At 62.7% G+C, this 20,398-nt stretch carries 19 protein-coding genes; 3 read left to right on the top strand and 16 right to left on the bottom strand.

All coding sequences use genetic code 11. From position 1 onward, the window contains the following. Positions 1–944: hypothetical protein (locus tag DTQ71_RS16130; protein WP_211317148.1), on the top strand; the 944-nt coding region annotated here is incomplete at its 5' end. Here the strand turns inward: DTQ71_RS16130 and DTQ71_RS23215 are convergent. The 12 genes from DTQ71_RS23215 to DTQ71_RS16080 all read right to left on the bottom strand — a co-directional run bounded on the left by DTQ71_RS23215 (position 833) and on the right by DTQ71_RS16080 (position 15,999). Beyond that, a complete protein-coding gene (locus DTQ71_RS23215) occupies positions 833–1,408 on the bottom strand; it encodes a hypothetical protein (protein ID WP_146204880.1) in 576 nt (191 codons plus the stop codon). The two genes, DTQ71_RS16130 and DTQ71_RS23215, sit on opposite strands and share 112 nt — an antisense overlap. Then, on the bottom strand, positions 1,405–1,590 hold the full coding sequence (locus DTQ71_RS23210) for a hypothetical protein (protein WP_146204879.1): 186 nt from the start codon (positions 1,588–1,590) through the stop codon (positions 1,405–1,407). Before DTQ71_RS23210 ends, DTQ71_RS23215 begins: the two co-directional genes overlap by 4 nt. A 1,027-nt stretch (positions 1,591–2,617) precedes the next feature. Then, positions 2,618–3,139: a DUF2478 domain-containing protein gene (locus DTQ71_RS16125; protein ID WP_109565327.1), complete on the bottom strand. Its 522-nt coding sequence runs from the start codon at positions 3,137–3,139 to the stop codon at positions 2,618–2,620. A 13-nt stretch (positions 3,140–3,152) separates the two neighbouring features. After that, the gene (locus DTQ71_RS16120) at positions 3,153–4,430 is read right to left on the bottom strand and encodes a molybdopterin molybdotransferase MoeA (protein WP_109565326.1); all 1,278 of its coding nucleotides are present in this window, start codon (positions 4,428–4,430) and stop codon (positions 3,153–3,155) included. Continuing rightward, the gene (locus DTQ71_RS16115) at positions 4,427–5,059 is read right to left on the bottom strand and encodes a carbonic anhydrase (protein ID WP_109565325.1); all 633 of its coding nucleotides are present in this window, start codon (positions 5,057–5,059) and stop codon (positions 4,427–4,429) included. Before DTQ71_RS16115 ends, DTQ71_RS16120 begins: the two co-directional genes overlap by 4 nt. Further along, positions 5,049–5,618, bottom strand: a complete 570-nt coding sequence (locus DTQ71_RS16110) for a hemerythrin domain-containing protein (protein ID WP_109565324.1) — start codon at positions 5,616–5,618, stop codon at positions 5,049–5,051. Before DTQ71_RS16110 ends, DTQ71_RS16115 begins: the two co-directional genes overlap by 11 nt. Before the next feature lie 20 nt (positions 5,619–5,638). Next, entirely contained in the window at positions 5,639–6,433 is a 795-nt protein-coding gene (locus DTQ71_RS16105; RefSeq protein ID WP_109565323.1) for a peptidylprolyl isomerase, read from the bottom strand. A gap of 5 nt (positions 6,434–6,438) precedes the next feature. After that, on the bottom strand, positions 6,439–7,224 hold the full coding sequence (gene narI, locus DTQ71_RS16100; protein ID WP_109565322.1) for a respiratory nitrate reductase subunit gamma: 786 nt from the start codon (positions 7,222–7,224) through the stop codon (positions 6,439–6,441). Between the two features lies 1 nt (position 7,225). Beyond that, a complete protein-coding gene (gene narJ, locus DTQ71_RS16095) occupies positions 7,226–7,930 on the bottom strand; it encodes a nitrate reductase molybdenum cofactor assembly chaperone (protein WP_172500065.1) in 705 nt (234 codons plus the stop codon). Then, on the bottom strand, positions 7,930–9,456 hold the full coding sequence (gene narH / locus DTQ71_RS16090; RefSeq protein ID WP_050930785.1) for a nitrate reductase subunit beta: 1,527 nt from the start codon (positions 9,454–9,456) through the stop codon (positions 7,930–7,932). The genes narJ and narH overlap by 1 nt, the downstream gene beginning before the upstream one ends. Continuing rightward, positions 9,453–13,211 carry a nitrate reductase subunit alpha gene (locus DTQ71_RS16085; RefSeq protein WP_109565321.1) on the bottom strand — a complete coding sequence of 1,253 codons (3,759 nt, stop codon included), beginning with the start codon at positions 13,209–13,211 and terminating at the stop codon, positions 9,453–9,455. The genes narH and DTQ71_RS16085 overlap by 4 nt, the downstream gene beginning before the upstream one ends. 64 nt (positions 13,212–13,275) lie before the next feature. Further along, entirely contained in the window at positions 13,276–15,999 is a 2,724-nt protein-coding gene (locus tag DTQ71_RS16080) for a nitrate/nitrite transporter (RefSeq protein ID WP_109565320.1), read from the bottom strand. A 256-nt stretch (positions 16,000–16,255) separates the two neighbouring features. Between DTQ71_RS16080 and DTQ71_RS16075 the strand changes: the two genes are divergently transcribed. After that, on the top strand, positions 16,256–16,954 hold the full coding sequence (locus DTQ71_RS16075) for a cyclic nucleotide-binding domain-containing protein (protein WP_109565319.1): 699 nt from the start codon (positions 16,256–16,258) through the stop codon (positions 16,952–16,954). A gap of 11 nt (positions 16,955–16,965) precedes the next feature. Next, the gene (locus DTQ71_RS16070) at positions 16,966–17,277 is read left to right on the top strand and encodes a carboxymuconolactone decarboxylase family protein (RefSeq protein ID WP_109565318.1); all 312 of its coding nucleotides are present in this window, start codon (positions 16,966–16,968) and stop codon (positions 17,275–17,277) included. A 3-nt stretch (positions 17,278–17,280) separates the two neighbouring features. Here the strand turns inward: DTQ71_RS16070 and DTQ71_RS16065 are convergent, their stop codons facing one another. Genes DTQ71_RS16065 through DTQ71_RS16050 form a run of 4 tightly spaced genes read right to left on the bottom strand, consistent with a single transcriptional unit; the run spans position 17,281 to position 20,337 of the window. Continuing rightward, on the bottom strand, positions 17,281–17,946 hold the full coding sequence (locus tag DTQ71_RS16065) for an NnrU family protein (RefSeq protein ID WP_109565317.1): 666 nt from the start codon (positions 17,944–17,946) through the stop codon (positions 17,281–17,283). Positions 17,947–17,957: 11 nt separating this feature from the next. After that, positions 17,958–19,163, bottom strand: coding sequence for an NnrS family protein (locus DTQ71_RS16060; protein ID WP_109565316.1), 1,206 nt, complete (start codon positions 19,161–19,163; stop codon positions 17,958–17,960). Beyond that, positions 19,160–19,855: a 5-formyltetrahydrofolate cyclo-ligase gene (locus tag DTQ71_RS16055; RefSeq protein ID WP_245947597.1), complete on the bottom strand. Its 696-nt coding sequence runs from the start codon at positions 19,853–19,855 to the stop codon at positions 19,160–19,162. The genes DTQ71_RS16060 and DTQ71_RS16055 overlap by 4 nt, the downstream gene beginning before the upstream one ends. After that, positions 19,852–20,337 carry a hemerythrin domain-containing protein gene (locus DTQ71_RS16050; protein ID WP_109565315.1) on the bottom strand — a complete coding sequence of 162 codons (486 nt, stop codon included), beginning with the start codon at positions 20,335–20,337 and terminating at the stop codon, positions 19,852–19,854. Before DTQ71_RS16050 ends, DTQ71_RS16055 begins: the two co-directional genes overlap by 4 nt. Positions 20,338–20,398 lie beyond the last annotated feature (61 nt).

The following is a 20,398-nucleotide window of genomic DNA, read 5'->3' as shown; positions in this document are numbered from 1 at the left end:
GCGGTGCAGGCATCGCCAAAGCCCTCCTGCACAACGTGAATCATAACTACGCCACCCGACATAGTCCCGAGTCTACGAACGCGTCCGTTGCTTTAACTCGTTTTGGCCCGATATTCAGAGACCCCCAAAGATTGACCCAGCAAGATTACCTGGATTTTCTCAGCTTCAAGCACAATTGCCACTGGACAGGTTTGGAGCGTCTGGGGCGCCAAGCCACGGAAGATATGGATACCTTAAAGGAGGCAATAACCCTCCTGGTTGACGAGTCCAAACCAATCTCGGAGAGATATGACACCAGTGTTTCCATGGTGCGCGGAGCCGGTGCGGCCACTATCACACCCATACTGCTTTTGGCATGCCCTGATCGCTATGGCGTTTGGAACGGCACCAGCGAACCCGAAATGCGGGATCGAGGTGTCTGGCCGACATTCACCTCTGGCGCTTCGGATGGTGAAAAGTATGAAGCTATCAACTCTGTGCTCCTTCAGCTTGCAAAGGACCTAAAGGTAGACCTCTGGACACTCGACGCTCTCTGGTGGCTGAGTAAGCTGGAACGTCAAAACACGGGTCATTACTTGGGCTCCAGAGACATTGAGATCTGGAAAATGGCGGAGCAAGCCAATCAAACAGCCAAGCAATCGTACGGTCAGAAGGTTGAACGCACCATCAAGAAAAAAGACCTCCGACTCTCAAAAGAGGACTTGATCAAACACCTGAAAGAGTTGCTTGAAGAGACAGGTGATAGGTGTGCCATTTCTGGTGTAGTATTGCAGTATGATGGGCCAGACCCTCAATTGAGACCCTCTTTGGATCGAATTGACAGCTCTGGTCATTATGAAGCTGGTAATTTGCAGGTAGTGGCGCGTTTCATCAACTTCTGGAAGAGCGATACTGATGACTCTGAGTTTCGTCGACTACTAGCTATCGTTCGGGGAGAGTCGTAGGCTTTTACCAAGCGTCCGCTCACGTTCGGATATCCGGCAAACGGTCCCGAGGCGACCTTGGGCAATTGCCGATAATATCCCGGCGGCAGATCCGACGCGATCTGCGTCAGTTGCTGTTCGACGAGGTGATAGTTGTCCAGCAGCCACTGGGCCGCCAGCGGCACCGCTTGACCATCAAGAAGCGCAGTACCGTTGTAGCGGTAGGCCGCGAGCAGAACCGCCGCATTCTGCTTCAGCCTGACTGTCAGGTTCAGAACCCGCCGTGGCCGCTCGGCAATGCTCTGGACCCGGGCAAGGCTCTCCGCGTGATGCGCCAACCGCTCGGGGCCAAAAATCTCTTCCCGGATCGGCGAAGCGTCCAGCCAAGGAGAGGTCACCTGACCAAAAGTCCAGCGCGGCCCGAAGATGTCAGGTGGCAACCACGCTCGAGGATCAACGCGAAAAGTGGTTTCGCGCGGGTTCACTCGTAGGTCTTGGCAACCAATGCGTTGGCAAAGAGGTCGGTGGAAGCCACCGGACCTTTCGCCGACGAGCCATCCTGTCCAACCTTTGACGGCTTGTCTTGGCCAGTCGATGGCAGTGAACAAAGCGGCTGAACACGGCGGGTCATCTCTTCCCACTTCCGCTCGATCTGGTCCCACTTCATTGTCAATCCTCCAGAGTTCGGGTGCCGACGAAACCTGAGAGCAGCTCCCGGGTCAGTTTGGCCCATATTTGCAGGCACGGCACATGGTGGCGGCAGTCGAACGGGCCACTCAGTCAACATCCGGCAATTGGGTTGATGTCTGAAGGGGGTGCCTTTGGAAACGTTCCTGCCAAGCGCCATCCCACCGGACCCGTCAAGGCGAATGAGAAGCAAGTAGCATAAGTCTTGGGCTATGCCGCTAACTTGGATCAGCAGGCGTGAATAACTGCCGATGCCCAAGTCATACGGTTCCGTGGCTTGCCGCCGGTTTCGTGGACACGAAGATAAGAGCGCGATCAGGGGAACGGAGATCCGTGCCGAGGGCCAAGTCGGGGATTTGGACGTTGAACGCATGGACGCAAACAGCGACAGCCCATGACAGTAGCGATCGCCGCGCCATCAACGCAGTTTCGATTTCTGTTCCATTTGAACGGACGCGACCCCTGTCGAAGTGCTCAGCATGGGATGCCGGAAAATATCATGATTTCAGTTGCCTGCAAGAAATTCACCAATCGGCGCAGTCATGAGGTCAGGAGAATATCGGCCCGGAGAGACCACTTCCGGGCCTCCTGGCTACTGGGCCGGTGCTCAGCCCCTCCCGCATAACCCTCGAAAACAACTGAAAAATCCGGCCGCAGCCGGATCGGGAGAACGCTTTCGCGAGGGCAAGTGGCGGAGGGGATGGGCCTGGAATCCAACGTTCTCTACCCTCTAACCTATTGTTATTATTTAATCTCACGATGTTTTTGGCGGTCTCCCGATACTATCACGACTGGCAGCGAAACGGGTGAGCCGCTGGCGCGATAGCTTCTTCAGGATCAGCAAGATCCCGTCAGCCAACGTGGACGTGGTCTCACACGTTCGCCACAAATAGCACGGCATGTGCTCGGCCCATCTCGGAAACTGGGCAGGACAATCCCTTTTGCAGCGACCGCCGTGCAAGCAATTCCCGCAGACAAAGAAAACAGATCCGAACCATTGGCCGAAATCAGACCAGTTCGTCCGCCGACGCTGTCACCTCGTTCACCCACGCCATCAGCGCTGCGGGTTCGGGCTGCAGCTGGATTGCCAGCCTCTCCGCGAAGTTCTCGAAGGCAGGTCGGTTGAGCGCATTGAGTCCGACCAGAACGGGGATCTCCATCGCAACCGCCTCAGCGATCACGTCGCGGAACCCCCGCCCCTCCGCCTCGTGCTTTCCGAACTTGTTGACGATCAGCAGGTCCGCGCCGGATGAAAGGCTCACCTTGACCAGCCCGACCGCCGTTTCCAGCGCGGCCGGGTCGAGGCGGCACCCCCGCGCCTGCGGGCCAAGGTCCTGGCTGATGCGCAGAACGGGACCATCGGGCAGCACCCGCACATCCATGTCGCAGGGGCCGGCATCGGCGCGCTCGCTGTTGATCTGGACGGTTCCGCAGCATCTGAGGCCCCGGGCTGCGAGGTTCGCTGCCAGCCGTTCAAGCACCAGATCCGTATCGCCGCGTCCTGGCGCCATCGTGTAAGCAAGTTTCATGTCCGGGACTCCTTCAGGATTGGCAAAAAGGTTGAAATTCGACCAGCGCACCGGCTGGCAGGGATTCGACGTCGGCGGGCAGAAACATCAGCCCGTCCGCTGGAGAGAGCAGCCCGACACGGGCCGAATGTGTGGCATCCTCGAAGGAGACGATCTCGCGACCATGGCCATCGAAACCGGCCAGCGTGGCGGGTCGGAGTTCGCAGCGCCCGGGCTTGCGGCGGATTGGGCCTGCGGTCACGACATGCCGTCGGGTCGGGGCGGGTCCCGCGCCGCTCAGGGCACGGATCAGCGCCAGTCCGAAGACCTGCCATGTGACGAAGGCCGATACCGGGTTGCCGGGCAATCCAAGCCAGTGCGCCTTGCCGATGCGCCCGACCGACACCGGCTTGCCCGGTTTGATCGCGACGCCGCTGAACAGGGTTTCGCCGCCCAATGCCATGACGGCCGGCTTCACATGATCTTCTTCGCCCACCGAGATACCGCCCGTGGTGATGACAAGATCGGCTTGCGCCGCCATGTCGCCCAATTCACGGACAAGACCGGCAAGGTTGTCGGCACCATGAGCCGAGGCAACGACGTCCACATCCGCAGCTGCAAGGCCTGCCGTCAGCATCGGTGTGTTCACGTCCCAGATCTGGGCTTCCTCGCGCGCGCCCCCGGCGCGGCGTACCTCGTCGCCGGTGACAAGCAGTGCCACGCGCAGCCTGCGCCGAACACGCAGGATGCCTGCACCGGCGGCGGCACAGGCGGCGATCTCCCTTGGTCCGAGCCTGCGGCCCTTGTCCAGAACGGTCGCACCCTTGGCTATGTCACTACCTGCGCGGCGGACGTTCAAACCCGGTTCAGGTCTGTGCGACAGATGAATAGCGTCCCCGTCACGCAGGACGTCCTCCTGCATGACGACCGAGTCCGCGCCCAACGGGACTGGCGCGCCAGTAAAGATTCGGGCCGCCACGGCCCCTGCGACCGGTGTCGTCACCGCCTGCCCGGCAGGCACGCGCGCAACGACTGGCAGCACCCAGGGTCCGGCGCCAGTGAGGGCCGATGTCGCGATCGCATAGCCATCCATCGCCGCATTATCGAAAGCCGGTGCCATGGCTCGGGACCGGACCGGCTGAGCGAGAATGCGGCCAAAGGCGTGGTCGAGCGACAGGGCCTCGGTCCGGCCGACCGGTGCTATATGCCCTGCAATCCGGGCCAGTGCCTCGTCGATGCTGATCAGCGAGTGAAGCATGTCCTGACTGTCACAGCCGCAGCCCGGTGACGCGATGGCTTGATGGATGGTCATTGTGCTGCCTCCTCGGCGGAATTGGTAGGCTGGAAATGCCCGGGCCCGATGCTGCAATCGAGGTCGCGCAGGCGCCCGTCCTTGAGCCCGTAAATCAGGCCGTGCACGCGGACATCGGCTCCACGGCGCCATGCCCTCTGAAGGATCGGCGTCTCGCAGACGCGCCGCACGCCCTCGACCACATTGAGTTCGGCCAGCCGGTCGCGTTGTGCTTCGAGGTCGGTTTCGCGCCCCAGATCGACCGCATATGCGCGGGCCAGGCGCCGGATCGGCTCGAGCCAGTGATCGGCCAGACCGTGTGGCAGATCCTCGGTCGCGGCCTTGACCCCCCCGCAGCCATAGTGGCCGCAAACGATGATCTCGCGCACATGCAACGCATCGACCGCGAATTCCAGCGCCGAGAGCAAGTTCATGTCCGAGGAATGAACGATGTTGGCAACGTTGCGATGGACGAACACCTCGCCCGGATCGAGCCCCGCCACCACGTTGGCCGGTACCCGGCTGTCCGAACAGCCGATCCAGAAGAACTCGGGCGCCTGAAGGGCGGCAAGGCGGGTGAAATAGTCAGGCTCCTCGTCGTGGCGTTGTTTCGACCACGCCACGTTACGCTCCAGAAGGTCATTCAGCATCGGTCGTCTCCGGGAAATCTGGCAGCCCGCGTCTGGATCGCATGTGTTTCGACAGGATCCGCAGATCGGCCCGAGTCAGCCGGGCGCGGGCAATCGGCAAGAGGATCGCGTTTTCGGCAACGAGGTGGCGCCGCACGTGCCCCGCAAACCTGGACAACACCCCGCGCTCCTTTGCGGACAGATCGGCCCCTTTATCAAGGCAACCGGCGAGCATCGCACGCACTTCGGGCAGCAGACGCATCGCCTCATCCTGATCGGCCCTGATCCGGTCGATCGCACCCTCAATCGCATCTTCTTCTGTGCAGCGCCGGGCAAGAAGCGGGAACAGGTCCTCAGCCTCGTCGCGCAGGTGGACGTTCAGTTCCTCGTTCACAAAGCGCAGCACCGTTGTCGCTTTTTGGCGATTGAAAGCGTCCGCCGTTGCCAGCGCGTCGATAACTGCGCAAATCTGACGTTCACGCAGGTGGTCTTCGCTGATGAAGTCCAGAGGATTTGCGAGCAGGCTCGGACTCGTCGGTTTGTCGCCACTTCCGCGCGTCACTGTCTCTGACGGTTTCATCACACGTCCTTTCGCGTGGTTCAGATCGGCGTCAGGCTTGCGCCAGAGATCTGCGCCTCTTGACCGAGGCTCTCCACGAAGGCGCGCGAGGCGTGCGCCCAGGCAGCCTTTTCCAAAGCCTGCGCGATCTTCGGGCGAACGGTGTCGTAGGGCAGCACCTGCCCCGGCGCCGTGGCATTCAGTCGGATGATGTGCCAGCCGTGCCGCGACAACACGGGCGCCGGGGTCACCGCCCCTTCGTTCAGGGAGCGCAGGGCTGCCTCGAACTCCGGCACGGTGTCGCCGGGGCCAAGCTGACCCAGATGGCCGCCAGAGGCTTTCGAACCGCAATCGCTATCGCGCGCGGCCGCGGCAAATCCCTTGGCATCGCCGTCGAGTCGCGTCAGCAGGACAACGGCCCGTGCCTTGGCCGCGGCGCACTCGGCTTCGTCGCGCGGATCGCAGGCGCACAGGATGTGCGAGACATCCCAGAGCGGTGCCGAACGATATCGGGCGGGGTCTTTCTCCCATTCCGCGCGCACGGCCCCTTCGCTGACGGGCGCGATCACCAGCGCCTCGTCCAGCAGGGCGCGGATCAGGGCTTCGTCGTCCGTCTCGAACCGCCCCGGCGCCAACTCGAGCGGGTCGGGCGTCAACCCGCGCCGCTTCGCCTCCTGCAAGAGCAGTGCACGGATCGCCAGCGCCTGCGCCGCCTTGCGCCAGGCGATCCCCGGCTTGTCCTTGGGGGCGCTGTGGTTCTGGGCCTCGGCGGCGATTGCCGCCGAGGGGATGGTTTCGCCGTTCACGACGACATCGGGAAACAGGGCCACGTTCATCTGGCTCACTCCGCGGGCGTCGTGGCGGTAGGACCGCGCTTGGCTTGCACCTTGTCATAGGCGCGGCGGCGTTCTTCCAGAGGACGGTGCCGGCGCGACCGCACGATCTGGTAGCCGGGCCGCGTCAGCAGGTAGCGGAACGGCGCGGCGAAACCGGACCAGATGTGGACGAGCCGCGTGAACGGAAACAGCGCCGTGATGATCAGCCCGAGGAAGATGTGCAGCTTGTAGAGCCAGTGCACGTCGACGACGGTGACCCAGGCGTTGATGTTCCAGCTGACCACGCTCTGCGACCAGGTCATGAAGCGGACCATTTCCGACCCGTCCATGTGTTGCAGTGTCTGGGTGATCGTCAGCAGGCCGATGGCAAGCTGAAGCCAGATCAGGACCATGATCAGGATGTCGGGGAAAGTCGATGTCACGCGGATGCGCGGATCGACCAGGCGGCGATGGATCAACATGGTCGATCCGATCAGGGCGGCGATGCCAGCCGGGCCACCGATCAGCACCGCCATCCATTGCTTCAGCGCATAGGGAATGCCGATGGCATCCAGCACCCAGATCGGCGTGAAGAGGCCGATAAGGTGCCCGAAGAACACGGTCAGGATGCCAACGTGGAACAGGATCGAACCCCAGATCAGCTGCTTGCGACGCAGGAGCTGGCTCGAGGAACTCTTCCAGGTGAAGGGGTCCCGCTCGTAGCGCACGATCGATCCCACCAGGAAGATCGTCAGCGCGACATAGGGCATGACCCCGAAGATGACGAAGTTGATGTCGAAGTCGCCGAACATGTCATGCACTCCTGTTCAATTGTTGCGGGGTCGGTTTGTCCATCGCCGCGAGCATGTCGCGGACCTGCGGACAACCGGCGTTCGGATCTGGGCCGAAGGTGACTTCCGTTTCCTCCCAGACAGCGTCGAGCGCCGCGAGGTCGGTCGGATCATCATCGGGCTGGGCCAGCATGTCGGCCACCGCTTCGGCGTCGGCCTTGTCACCTGACAGCTGCAAAAGAGCGGCGAACGCGGCGGCATATCCGCTGTCGCGCCGGACGAGCCGGGCCGCGAGAGCATCGAGGATATGCGCCGCGTCCGCCAAGGTTTCCTGCACTTCTGCGAAGGGACGCGTCGACAGGAATTCCAGCAGCACCGGCAGGTGATCCGGCAGTTCCGTTGTGGCGGGCTCGAACCCGCCTGCCCGGTAGGTCTCGATCAGACTGACCATTGCACCGCCGCGGTCCCGGCTTTCGCCATGAACGTGCTCGAAGAGATTGAGCGACAGCGTCCGCGAGCGGTCGAAGAGCATCACATAACTCTCCTGCAGATCGTAGAGGTCGGCGTCTGCGAAGCCATCGGTCAACGAGCGCAGCGCAGCGCGTGTATCGGTGGCGATGCGAGGATCGGAACCAAGAATTGTCCCGATCTCGGGCATCGCCTCCTGAAGTTCCCGCGAGGGATAGCTCAGGATCAGCGACAGGGCTTTCAGGGAACGGTCCAGCATCAGAAGGTCTCCTGCGGAAGGGCGAATTTCTTTTTCTTGCCGCCGAAGAGCGTCGTCTTGCCCGCCTCGCCGGTGGAACAGCCGTTGCCGTCGGTGAAGCCGCAGCCGCCGCGGATGTCAGCGCCATGCTCGTTCTGTTCGCGGTGCGCCGTGGGGATCGCGAAACGATCCTCGTAATCGGCGATGGCCATGATCTTGTACATGTCCTCGATCACCCGACCGGACATGCCGACCCGGGCGGCAATCGCCTCGTCGCGCACGCCGTCAACGCTGAGGGCCCGCATGTAGAGCCGCATCGCCGACATGCGTTCGAGGGCGTGAACGATGGGCTCCTCGTCGCCCGCCGTCAGCATGTTGGCGAGGTATTTGACGGGGATGCGCAGGGAGCGGACGTCGGGCATCTGGTCGCTCATCGCGATCTGGCCCGCCTGAGCGGCGTTCTGGATCGGGCTGAGCGGCGGGATGTACCACACCATCGGCAGCGTCCGGTATTCCGGGTGCAGCGGGAAGGCGACCTTCCAATCCATCGCCATCTTCCAGACCGGGCTGACCTTCGCCGCCTCGATCCAGTCTTCGGGCACGCCGTCACGGCGCGCCGCGGCGATCACCTCGGGGTCGTTCGGGTCGAGGAAGACGTCGAGCTGCGCGCCGTAGAGATCGGTCTCGCGCTCGGCGCTGGCCGCAGCTTCGATCTTGTCTGCGTCATAAAGGATCACGCCCAGATAGCGAATGCGCCCGACGCAGGTTTCCGAGCAGACCGTCGGCTGGCCGCTTTCGATCCGCGGATAGCAGAAGGTGCATTTCTCGGATTTGCCGGTGTCCCAGTTGTAATAGACCTTCTTGTAGGGGCAGCCCGAGACGCACATCCGCCAGCCGCGGCACTTCTCCTGGTCGATCAGAACGATGCCGTCCTCCTCGCGCTTGTAGATCGCGCCCGAGGGACAGGAGGCGGAACAGGTGGGGTTAAGGCAGTGCTCGCACAGGCGCGGCAGATACATCATGAAGGTGTTTTCATACTCTCCATAAATGTCCTTCTGCACCTGATCGAAGTTGTAGTCCTGAGACCGCTTCGAGAATTCGCCGCCGAGGATTTCCTCCCAGTTCGGACCCTTCTCGATCTTCTCCATCCGCTCGCCGGTGATCTTCGAGCGGGGGCGCGCGGTCGGGAACGCGGTCATGTCGGGCGCCGATTTCAGGTGGTCGTAGTCGAAATCGAACGGCTCGTAGTAGTCGTCGATCTCGGGCATGGCCGGGTTGGCGAAGATGTTCGCCAGGATCCGCCATTTCGACCCCTGCTTGGGATGCAGCTTGCCCGAGGCCGAGCGCACCCAGCCGCCGTTCCAGCGCTTCTGGTTCTCCCAGTCCGTCGGATAGCCGGTGCCGGGCTTGGTCTCGACGTTGTTGAACCACGCGTATTCGACACCTTCGCGCGTCGTCCACACGTTCTTGCAGGTGACCGAGCAGGTGTGACACCCGATGCATTTGTCGAGGTTCAGGACCTTGCCGATTTGCGCACGAACTCTCATTCCGCTGCCTCCACGTTCTGGGTTGCGGACCGGCTTGCGGGTTTGTCGAGCCAGTCGATCTTCTTCATTTTCCGCACGATCACGAACTCGTCGCGGTTGCTGCCCACGGTGCCGTAGTAGTTGAAGCCGTAGGACAGCTGCGCATAGCCGCCGATCATGTGCGTGGGTTTCAGTGTGGCGCGGGTCACCGAGTTGTGGATGCCGCCGCGATTGCCCGTCTTTTCCGAGCCGGGCGTGTTCACGATCTTTTCCTGCGCGTGATACATGAACAGCGTCCCCTGCTTGATGCGCTGGGACACCACCACCCGCGCGGTCAGCGCGCCGTTGGTGTTGTAGGCCTCGACCCAGTCGTTATCGACCAGCCCGGCTTTCTTCGCGTCCACCTCGGACATCCAGACCACCGGGCCGCCCCTGTTCAGCGTCAGCATCAGCAGGTTGTCGGTGTAGGTGCTGTGGATGCCCCATTTCTGGTGGGGCGTGATGAAGTTCAGCACCACGTGCGGGCTGCCCTCAGCCGCGTCGTTGTTGACGGCTGCAGTGATCGTCTTGAGGTCCACCGGCGGACGATAGCTGACGAACCCTTCGCCGAAGGCGCGCATCCATTCGTGATCCTGGTAGAGCTGCTGGCGGCCCGTCAGGGTGCGCCACGGGATCAGTTCGTGGACGTTGGTGTAGCCCGCGTTGTAGCAGACATCTTCGCTTTCGATCCCCGACCAGGTGGGCGACGAGATGATCTTGCGCGGTTGCGCGGCGATGTCGCGGAAGCGGATCTTGGTGTGATGTGCGCCCTCCGCGAGGTGGGTATGGTGCTGCCCCGTGGGCTTCTCAAGTTCTTCCCAGGCCTTCACGGCCACTTCGCCGTTGGTTTCCGGGGCGAGCATCAGGATCATCTCGGCCGCGTCGATGGCGGTTTCGAGTTTCGGCTGGCCTTTGGACACGCCCTCATCTTGAACGATGCCGTTCAGATCGCGCAGATGCTTGACCTCGGTCTTGGTGTCCCAGTTGATCCCCTTGCCACCGTTGCCGAGCTTCTCCAGCAGCGGCCCGACCGAGGTGAACTTCTTGTAGAGGTTGGGATAATCCCGCTCGACCGCGATGTAGTTCGGCGCAGTCTTGCCGGGGATCAGGTCGCATTCGCCCTTCTTCCAGTCCTTCACATGGGCCTGTGCCAGTTCGGCGGCGGTGTCATGGAGAAGCGGCAGCTGGACGATGTCGGTCTCCACGCCGAGCACCTCGGGCGCCACTTCGCTGAACTTCCGGGCGATCGACTTGAAGATCTCCCAGTCCGACTTGCTTTCGTAGGCCGGGTCGACCGCCGCCTGCAGCGGGTGGATGAAGGGGTGCATGTCCGAGGTGTTGAGGTCGTCTTTTTCGTACCAGCTGGCCGTCGGCAGGACGATGTCGGAATACACCGCCGTCGTGGACATGCGGAAGTCGATGCAGACCAGCAGGTCGAGCTTGCCCTTCGGCGCTTCGTCATGCCAGACGGCCTCCTTCGGCATCACGCCGCCTTCCTCGCCAAGGTCCTTGCCCATCACCCCGTGGTCGGTGCCCAAGAGGTGCTTGAGGAAGTACTCGTGTCCCTTGCCGGACGACCCCAGCAGGTTCGAGCGCCAGACAAACAGGTTGCGCGGCCAGTTTTCCGGGGCGTCCGGATCCTGACACGACATTTCCAGATCGCCGGATTTCAGCTGTTCGGCGACGTAGTCCTTGATCTCCTTCCCAGCCTTCTTTGCGGCTTTCGAGACTTCCAGAGGATTGGTCTTGAGCTGCGGGGCGGACGGCAGCCAGCCCATGCGCTCGGCCCGGATGTTATAGTCTATCAGACTGATGTCCCAATCGCCCTCGGGTGCGGTCGGCGACAGGATCTCGCCCGCGCGCAATGTCTCGTAGCGCCACTGGTCGGTATGGGCGTACCAGCAAGACGTCGAGTTCATATGCCGCGGCGGTCGGTTCCAGTCGAGTGCGAAGGCTAAAGGTTGCCAGCCCGTCTGCGGGCGTAGCTTCTCCTGACCCACGTAGTGCGACCAGCCGCCGCCTTCCTGCCCGATGCAGCCGCACATCACCAACATGTTGATGATGCCGCGGTAGTTCATGTCCATGTGGTACCAGTGGTTCAGACCGGCCCCGAGGATGACCATGGACTTGCCATGGGTCTTTTCGGCGTTGCCTGCGAATTCGCGGGCGACCGCGATGATTTTCTCCCTCTCAACGCCGGTGATCTTTTCGGCCCAGGCGGGGGTGTAGGGACTGTCGTCGTTGAAATCCTTGGACACCCAGTCACCGCCAAGACCCCGGTCGAGGCCGTAGTTGGCGCAGAAGAGGTCGAAAACGGTGGCAACCAGCGCTTCGGATCCGTCGGCCAGTTTCACGCGGCGCGCCGGAATGTTCCGGGTCAACACTTCGGGGTGATCGCATTTCACGAAATCGCCCGTGGCCGCACCGCCGAAATAAGGGAAGTTAACGCCTACGACCTCATCGTGATCGCCATCCATGATCTGGCTGAGGCGCAGCTTGCTTTCAGCGCCCTTCGCTTTCTCTTCGAGGTTCCACTTGCCCTCTTCGCCCCAGCGGAACCCGATGGACCCGTTCGGAGCCACGATCTGACCCGACGCCTCGTCATAGGCGACGGTCTTCCAGTCGGGGTTGTTGGCCTCGCCCAGCTTGCCGTCGAAGTCGTCAGCGCGCAGCATCCGGCCCGGCACAAGGTGGCCGTCCTTTTCATCCAGCCGAACCAGCATCGGCATGTCGGTATACTTGCGGGCGTAGTCCTCGAAATACTCGGCCTGCCGGTCGAGGTGGAATTCGCGCAGGATCACGTGACCCATCGCCATTGCCAGCGCCGCGTCGGTGCCCGCCTGCGGGTTCAGCCAGATGTCGCCGAACTTGGCGGCTTCCGAATAGTCGGGGCTGACCACGGCCGACTTGGTGCCGCGATAGCGGACCTCGGTGTAGAAATGGGCGTCGGGTGTCCGGGTCTGGGGCACGTTCGAGCCCCAAAGCATCAGGAAACCTGCATTGTACCAGTCGGCCGATTCCGGAACGTCAGTCTGTTCGCCCCAGGTCTGGGGGGAAGCTGGCGGCAGGTCGCAGTACCAGTCGTAGAAGGACATGCAGGTGCCGCCCAGCAGCGACAGATAGCGCGAGCCTGCGGCATAGCTGACCATCGACATGGCCGGGATCGGCGAGAAGCCGAACACGCGGTCGGGCCCGTAGGTCTTGGCCGTGTAGGCGTTGGCGGCGGCGATGATCTCGGTCGCTTCGTCCCAGGTGGCCCGCACGAAGCCGCCTTTGCCCCGCGTTTTGTTGATCGAATTGCGCAGGGCGGGATCGCCCTGGATCGCGGCCCAGGCGGCCACCGGCGTCATCGTCTCGCGCATCTTCCGCCACGCCCGCATCAGCGCACCACGGATCAACGGGTTCTTCACCCGGTTCGCGGAATAGAGATACCAGCTGTAGGAGGCTCCCCGCGCACAGCCGCGCGGCTCGTGGTTGGGCAGGCCCGCACGGGTGCGCGGATAGTCGGTCTGTTGGGTTTCCCAGGTGACGATCCCGGATTTTACGTAGATCTTCCATGAACACGACCCGGTGCAGTTCACCCCGTGCGTCGAGCGGACGATCTTGTCGTGCCGCCAGCGGTTCCGGTAGGTGTCTTCCCAGCTGCGATCCTCGCGGGTGGTCTGACCCCAACCGTCGGAGAATTGCTCCAGTTCCTTGCTCTGGAAGAAGTTCAGTTTGTCGAGCAGATGGCTCATTTGGCTGTCCTTTCGGGTGTCTGGGTCCGGGCGGCGAGCTCCGCCGCCCGGGAAATCAACTGAATCATTCAGCGGGCTGGGCTGCGGTGCCCTGCGGCGTGCGGCCATGTTCGATGTCGTGGAGAAGGCCGCCGGGGCGCGTGTAGACCACCCAGGTGATGACGACGCAGATCACGTAGAAGATCAGGAAACCCCACAGCGCCCCAACGGCAGACCCGGTCATCGCGATTGATGTCCCGTAGGCCTTGGGGATGAAGAAGGCGCCGTAAGCCGCGATGGCCGAGGTGAAGGCCACGATCGCGCCGGACTCCATCGCGATCTGACGCTTGCGCTCTTCAGCACCCAAGTGCGGCATCAGGCGCGGAATTTCGCGACCCATGATCACCGGGATCATCTGGAAGGTCGACGCGTTGCCGACACCGGTCAGGAAGAAGAGCGCCATGAAGCAGGCGAAGAAGCCGACGAAGGAGCCCAATCCAAGGAAGCTGATCACACCGAAGGTGGCGACGATCATCAGGGCGAAAGTCCAGAAGGTCACGCGACCGCCCCCGAACTTGTCCGAGATCCAGCCGGTGGCAGCGCGGCTCAGCGCCCCCACGAGCGGCCCAAGGAACACGTAGTTGAGTGCGTTCACTTCGGGAAAGGCCAGGCGCGTCAGCAGAGGGAAACCCGCCGAGTAGCCGATGAAGCTGCCGAAGGTGCCGGTGTAGAGGATGCACATCAACCAGTTCTGCTTGCGTCCGAAGATCACTGCCTGGTCGGCAAAGCTGGCGCGTGCATCTGCGATGTCGTTCATGCCCAACCAGGCCGCTATGGTCGCTGCGAGGATGAAGGGCACCCAGACGAAGCCTGCGTTCTGCATCCACAGCTGACCGCCGTCGGACATGGTCTGCGGTTGCCCGCCAAGTGCCCCGAAGACACCCGCCGTGATGACGATGGGCACGAGGAACTGCATGACCGACACGCCGAGGTTCCCCAGCCCCGCGTTCAGCGCCAGTGCGTTGCCCTTTTCGGCCTTCGGGAAGAAATAGCCGATATTGGCCATCGACGAGGCGAAGTTGCCGCCGCCAAAGCCGCACAGAAGGGCCAGGACGAGGAAAATCAGGTAAGGCGTGTCGGGGTTCTGCACCGCATATCCGATGCCCATGGCGGGCAGCAGCAGCGAAGCGGTCGACAGCGTCGTCCACAGCCGCCCACCGAAGATCGGCACCATGAAGCTGTAGAAGATGCGGAGCGTTGCGCCCGACAGGCCCGGCAAGGCCGCCAGCCAGAACAGCTGTCCCGGGGTGAAGTCGAACCCGATGGCGGGCAAGCGAGCCACGACCACCGACCACACCATCCAGACCGAGAAGGCCAGCAGAAGCGCCGGGATCGAGATCCACAGGTTCCGGCGTGCAACGGCACGGCCCTTTTCGGCCCAGAATTGTTGGTCCTCCGGCCGCCAGTCCTCCAGCACGCGCGGCATGGCGGTGCGTTCGGGGTGGTGAATGTCCTGCATCTCGGGCAGTTGCGGCAACTGGTCGAGCACTTCACCATGCGCAGCGCGCTCCATCGCGCGGATCGACAGGTGCATCCAGGTCAGAGCGATAGCGACCAGCCCGAAGAGCAGCGCAAAGCATGACGTGTAGATGCCCGTGAGATCGAGGAGAGCGCCGAAGGCGATCGGCAGGACAAAACCGCCAAGGCCCCCGATCATGCCAACAAGACCGCCGACGGCGCCCACATGTTTGGGGTAGTAGACCGGGATGTGCTTGAAGACTGCCGCCTTGCCGAGGCTCATGAAGAAGCCCAGAGCGAAGAGCGTGACGATGAAGGGCCAAAGACCCATTTGTGTCGAGAAGGCGATGGCACCGTCCTTGCCCTGGATGACGTAATCCGTGGGCGGGTAGCTCAGCATGAACAGGAACAGCAGGGAAAAGCCGAAGGTCCAGTACATGACCCTCCGCGCGCCAAACTTGTCCGACAGCACGCCGCCATAGGCGCGGAACAACGAGGCTGAAAGGCTGAAGGACGCCGCCGCCATCCCAGCGAAGCGCACATCGATGCCGTAGACGTCGATCAGGTAGTGCGGCATCCACAGCGCCAGCGCGACGAAGGCACCGAACACGAAGAAATAGTAGAGCGAAAAGCGCCAGACCTGGAGGTTCTTCAATGGCGCGAATTGCTGCGCCAGTGTCGGTGCCTTGGTGCCGGTCTTGCGGCGCTCGACCAGCTCAGGGTCGTCCTTGGCGAGCAGGAAGAACAGCACGCCGATGATGGCGAGCCCCGCCGCCCAGACATAGGCCACGCCATGCCAGCCATAGGCGACCATGACGAAGGGAGCGACGAACTTGGTGACCGCGGCGCCGACGTTGCCCGCACCGAAGATACCCAGCGCGGTCCCTTGGTGGCCGGCGTCATACCAGCGGCTGACATAGGCGACGCCGATGATGAACGATCCGCCCGCGAGGCCGATGCCAAGGGCCGCGATCAGATACATGATGTAGCTGTCTGCGAGCGTTAGCGCCCATGTGGCCAGCGCCGTCAGGATCATCTGGCTCGAGAACACCAGCCGCCCGCCGTATTTTTCGGTCCAGACGCCGAGAAACAGGCGGGTGACCGATCCGGTCAGGATCGGGGTGGCGACCAGCAGGCCGAACTGTGTGTCATTCAGGCCAAGCTCGGCCTTGATGGCGACACCGATGATGGAAAAGATCGTCCAGACCGCGAAACAGGCGGTGAAGGCGATCGTGCTCAAGCTCAGGGCGCGTGTCTGATCGGCGCGTGAGGCTGTGGCTACGGTCTGCATGGCGGGTCTCCGGCAAGAATAGCGGTTCACCCCTGTGAGGGGATCACTGCCAGACCTGACGCGACGGCGACGCTCGTGACTTGATCTAGATCACAAAACCTGGAAAAGGATAACGAAATAAATGGCTTACAGAAATATGTCATCCGGTGCGCGGTCGCAGATCAAGGCTGCGGTCGCGAAGGTCAACCGACCGGTTGACATATATCAATTGATTTGGTGACAATTGTTAAGCGCGCGATGTGGGAGGGAGAACGACGTGCCCGATTCCGAATACCGGGAAATTCGAAAGCTCGATCTCTTTGCACATATGGCGGATGATAATTTCACATCCTTGATGCGGGGCGCCTATGTGCAGAATTTTCCTGCACAGATCGAATTGATCACTGAAGGAGAACCGAGCGATTTTCTTCATATCGTCGTTTCGGGCTCGGTCGATCTGTTTTCGACCTGGAATGGCCGAGAGACCAGCATGGCGACTGTCCGCCCAATCTCGACCTTCATTCTTGCCGCGACCATCAAGGATGCGCCCTACCTGATGTCGGCTCGCACGTTGGAGAAAAGCCGGATCGCGCTGATCCCCAGTCAGGACGTGCGCGCGATCTTTGGTGCCGACAGCAACTTTGCCCGTGCGATCGTCACGGAACTGGCGCAGTGCTATCGCTCGATCATCAAGGCGCAGAAGGACCTGAAACTCAGAACGTCGCTCGAGCGGCTCGCGAATTACCTGCTCAGGCAACAAAGGCACGCCGGCGGTGGGGCTGCGTTCGAGTTGGACTTCGAGAAGCGGCGCCTGGCCTCTGTGCTGGGCATGACCCCTGAAAATCTCAGCCGCGCCTTCAAGGGCCTGCAGCCCTATGGCGTTTCCGTGACCGGCACGCGCATCTCCATCGACAATCAGGCGGACCTTGAGCGCTTTGCGAAACCAAATCCACTGATTGATGACTTTTCAACCTGAAGGACTGACAGATGACCAAATCCATGCCCGGCGCCGCCGGAGATCTCGCCGAGGAACACCCTGATGTCTGGAAGGCCTATGCTGCCTTGGGCAAGGCAACGGCCGATTGCGGCCCCCTGACAGACCGCGAGAAGCGCCTCGTCAAGATCGCCCTCGCGATTGGCGCGGGCTCCGAAGGCGCGGTCCATTCCCACACCCGGCGCGCCAGATCGGAGGGGATTGAGGCTGAGGCGATCATGCAGGTTGCGATGCTGGCCATCGGCCCGCTTGGCCTCCCCCGTGCCGTCGCCGCAAAGACCTGGATCGAAGACATCAAGGATTGACGTTCAGGGAAGCGGACTGACCCCAAAAAGAAATGGATGAGCCCAGAGCAGCGCCCCGTACAGCGCAATGCCTGCCGCAACCCGCAGGAGAGTGCCTCCCGACTGGGACGCCGAGAGGAGCGGTGCGTCCGCCACGCAATCACGCCTCCGTTGCCACTCTGGCCCCATTTCGCGGCGCTTGCGCCGGTCGATCAGTCGGCCTCCCAGAAGCGCGAAGGCAGCGAAGGTGCCGAACAGGATCACATGTGCCAGATCTCCGTTCGGCAGGATATGGGCCGCCGCCCAAAGCGCCAGCGCGGCAAGCAGCGGATGACGCGACCACCGCACGATGCCGGGTCTTGCCGGGTCGAACAGATCGTTGCGCGCGCCACCGAAGGAAAACGGATTCGGACGCCCGATGGACAGCGCAAGGATCACGCAGACCGGCCCCATGACGATCAGCGGCACATGAACTTGCCATGGCGCCCAGTCCCAAAGGGTTACATGCGGCGCGCGGCCTGCCGCCGCTATCAGCCACGCCAGCACCGCAAGTGACAGGGCGGAGTAGACCAGCGTGAAGCCAGAAGCGCCAAGCCGCGCCTGAAGCCAGGGCTTCAGCGGCGGCCGCACGGGCAAGGAATGAGACAGGAAGAACACGACATAGGCCAGGGCGAACTCGAACCATCCCATGGATGCGCGCCTCAGATCCGCTTGGTGGCGGGCAGGCGCAGCAAGAGCGCACCGTAAACGACAGCGAAACCGCCGAAGGCAAGGGTCCAGAACAGCCCCGCCACAGTGTTCAACGGGCCGGAGAATTCGGGCCATACGCCACCCGCGACCCGCGCAAAAACGGACAGGATCAGGGCCAGATAGATCGTGACGGTCCCCACTCCCGCCCTCAGATCCTGCCCGGTATGGCCAAGCGTGGCGCGTGTCATCACGGCCAGTGTCATCAACCCGACCGCACCGGCCATCCAGAAATGCTGCGCACCCGCCATCCCGAAGGACCCCGGAGCCAATATTTCCGCCGCCAGCGCCAAGGCCCCCAGCGGCACGAAGGCATAGCCCGCGTGCAGCACCGTCACCAGCGGTTCGGCAAAGGTCCGATGCCCCGCCCAACGGGCCAATCGAAGGATGTGCAACACGCCTGCCAGCGCAAGGGCCACCCCGGTCAAAGCCCCAAGCGGCCACGCGACCCACAGCACAAGCGCCAGCGCCAGCACCACCAGCGCCGCCTTGTCAAAGGACTGCATCGGCGCCACGGGCAGGACTTTGCCGCGCCGTTTCACAAGCCAGTTGCGGGTGAAGGATGGCACCACACGGCCGCCGATCACGGCGATCATCATGATGCCCGCGCCAAGGCCCAGACGCAGGCCAAATCCCTGGGCCGCGTAGTCGCCCCGCGCGGCCTCCCAATGAAACAGCGCATTACCGATTATGAAGACCCCCAGCATCCCCAGCACGATCAGGTTGCGCCAGTTCTTGCCCGCCACGATCTCGCGCGCGATGAGAGCCGCAAAGACAACCGGAAACGCCAGATCGGCCACGGCCACCAACACATCTGGCAAGCCGGCTGAGACCGCAACCACCACACGCCCCACCAGCCAAAGGCCGGCAAGCATCCCCAGCCGCCAGCCAACGATCGGCAAGCGCCCGGTCCAGTTCGGCACGGCGGTCAGGAGGAACCCCGCGACGACGGCCCCCAGATAGCCAAACAGGAATTCATGCGCGTGCCAGGATACGGGGTCGAAAGCGGTGGGCACTATCAGGTGTCCCGACAGCATCGGCACCCAGAGCGCCATCGCCAGCACAGCCCAGACCGCTGCGCCGAAAAAGAAGGGGCGGAACCCGAAGGTCAGGATCGCAGGGCCGGTCCAGGCACGCATCTGCTCGGTCGTGGTCGTCATCGGTCTGTCCTTGCTTCTGCACTTGTTGCCGCGACGCCGCCCTCGGTCAGGATCAGGTCGAGCTGAATGTCATGGGGTTGCGGAAAGATCGTCAGCAGACGCGCGGCGGAGAGGGCGATCCCGATAGTTTGAGGGCGTGGCAGCAGCGCGGCCAGCGTCCTGTCGAAGTATCCCCCGCCCCAGCCCAGCCGGAAACATGCCCCATCCCAACCGAGGCAGGGAGCGAGCATGACTTCAGGCATCAGTTCGTCGGCCTCAGGTGGTGGAACCGGAATGTTCCAGTCGCCCCGCACCAGTTTGGTCTCGGGTGTCCAGCGGCGGAACACCAGTGGTGCGGCGCGCGTCTCGACCACCGGCAAGGCGATGGTCACGCCCGCGCGGTGCAGATCGGCCAAGGCCGGGCGCAGGTCGGGTTCCCCCTTGATCGGCCAGTAGCCGGACAGGACGCATCCGCGCCTCACCCCGCGGTCGCCCAGCACCCTCTCCAGATGCCCCACGATCCTGTCTGAGACCTGCGCCCGCCCGGCTTGGACCAGGCCCTCCCTCAGTCCGGCCAGCCGTGCCCGTTCGGCCCTACGCCAGCGTGCAACATCGTGCGCCTGCTCGGGATCAACGCCAAGCGGGTCGAAATACGCGGGATCAGCCTCTGCCGCCATGCAGGGCGGCGAGGCATATGTCCCGGCCTTGGTCATCTTGCGGGCTCGAACCGGGGGAAAAGTACGTCATTCTCCAGCGCGATGTGAGCGGCCAGTTCGTCGAGCAGTGTCGCCGTACCGCCGTAAAGCGACCGCCAAGACCCGCAGGCATGCTCCGGCGGCGTCAGATCGGCTGTCAGCTTGCGGATCAGCGAGATGGATTCGGCGTGATCGTCATGGTCGGCGCGCATGACCGCAATGGGGTGTTCGACGCCCGCCCCGCCGCCTGCGCGCATCGCCGGAAACAGGATCATTTCTTCCTTGGTCATGTGATCCTCCATCTCACGCGCGAGCGTGGTCAGAGCATGGGCAAGACCCTTGGGGGCGTCAGGATCATCGGCGTGAACCTGTTCGACACGGCTCGCGAGAGGGATCAGCGATGCGAGGTCGGCCCTGTGCATTTCGTGATAGTTGGTCAGGATGTGATCGATGAGGGCGGCGGTTTCCTGCGGCACTGCGGCGGTGGCATCGTCATGCATGGCACGTCCATTCTGTGGTGAGTCGTCGGAGTTGGGCAAATTGGTATTTGATTTGCCGATT

The sequence above is a fragment of the Jannaschia seohaensis genome (genome assembly GCF_900116765.1).
Lineage (GTDB): Bacteria > Pseudomonadota > Alphaproteobacteria > Rhodobacterales > Rhodobacteraceae > Jannaschia > Jannaschia seohaensis.
Note: the sequence above shows the minus strand (reverse complement) of the source record. Positions and strands in the feature narration are given on the sequence as shown.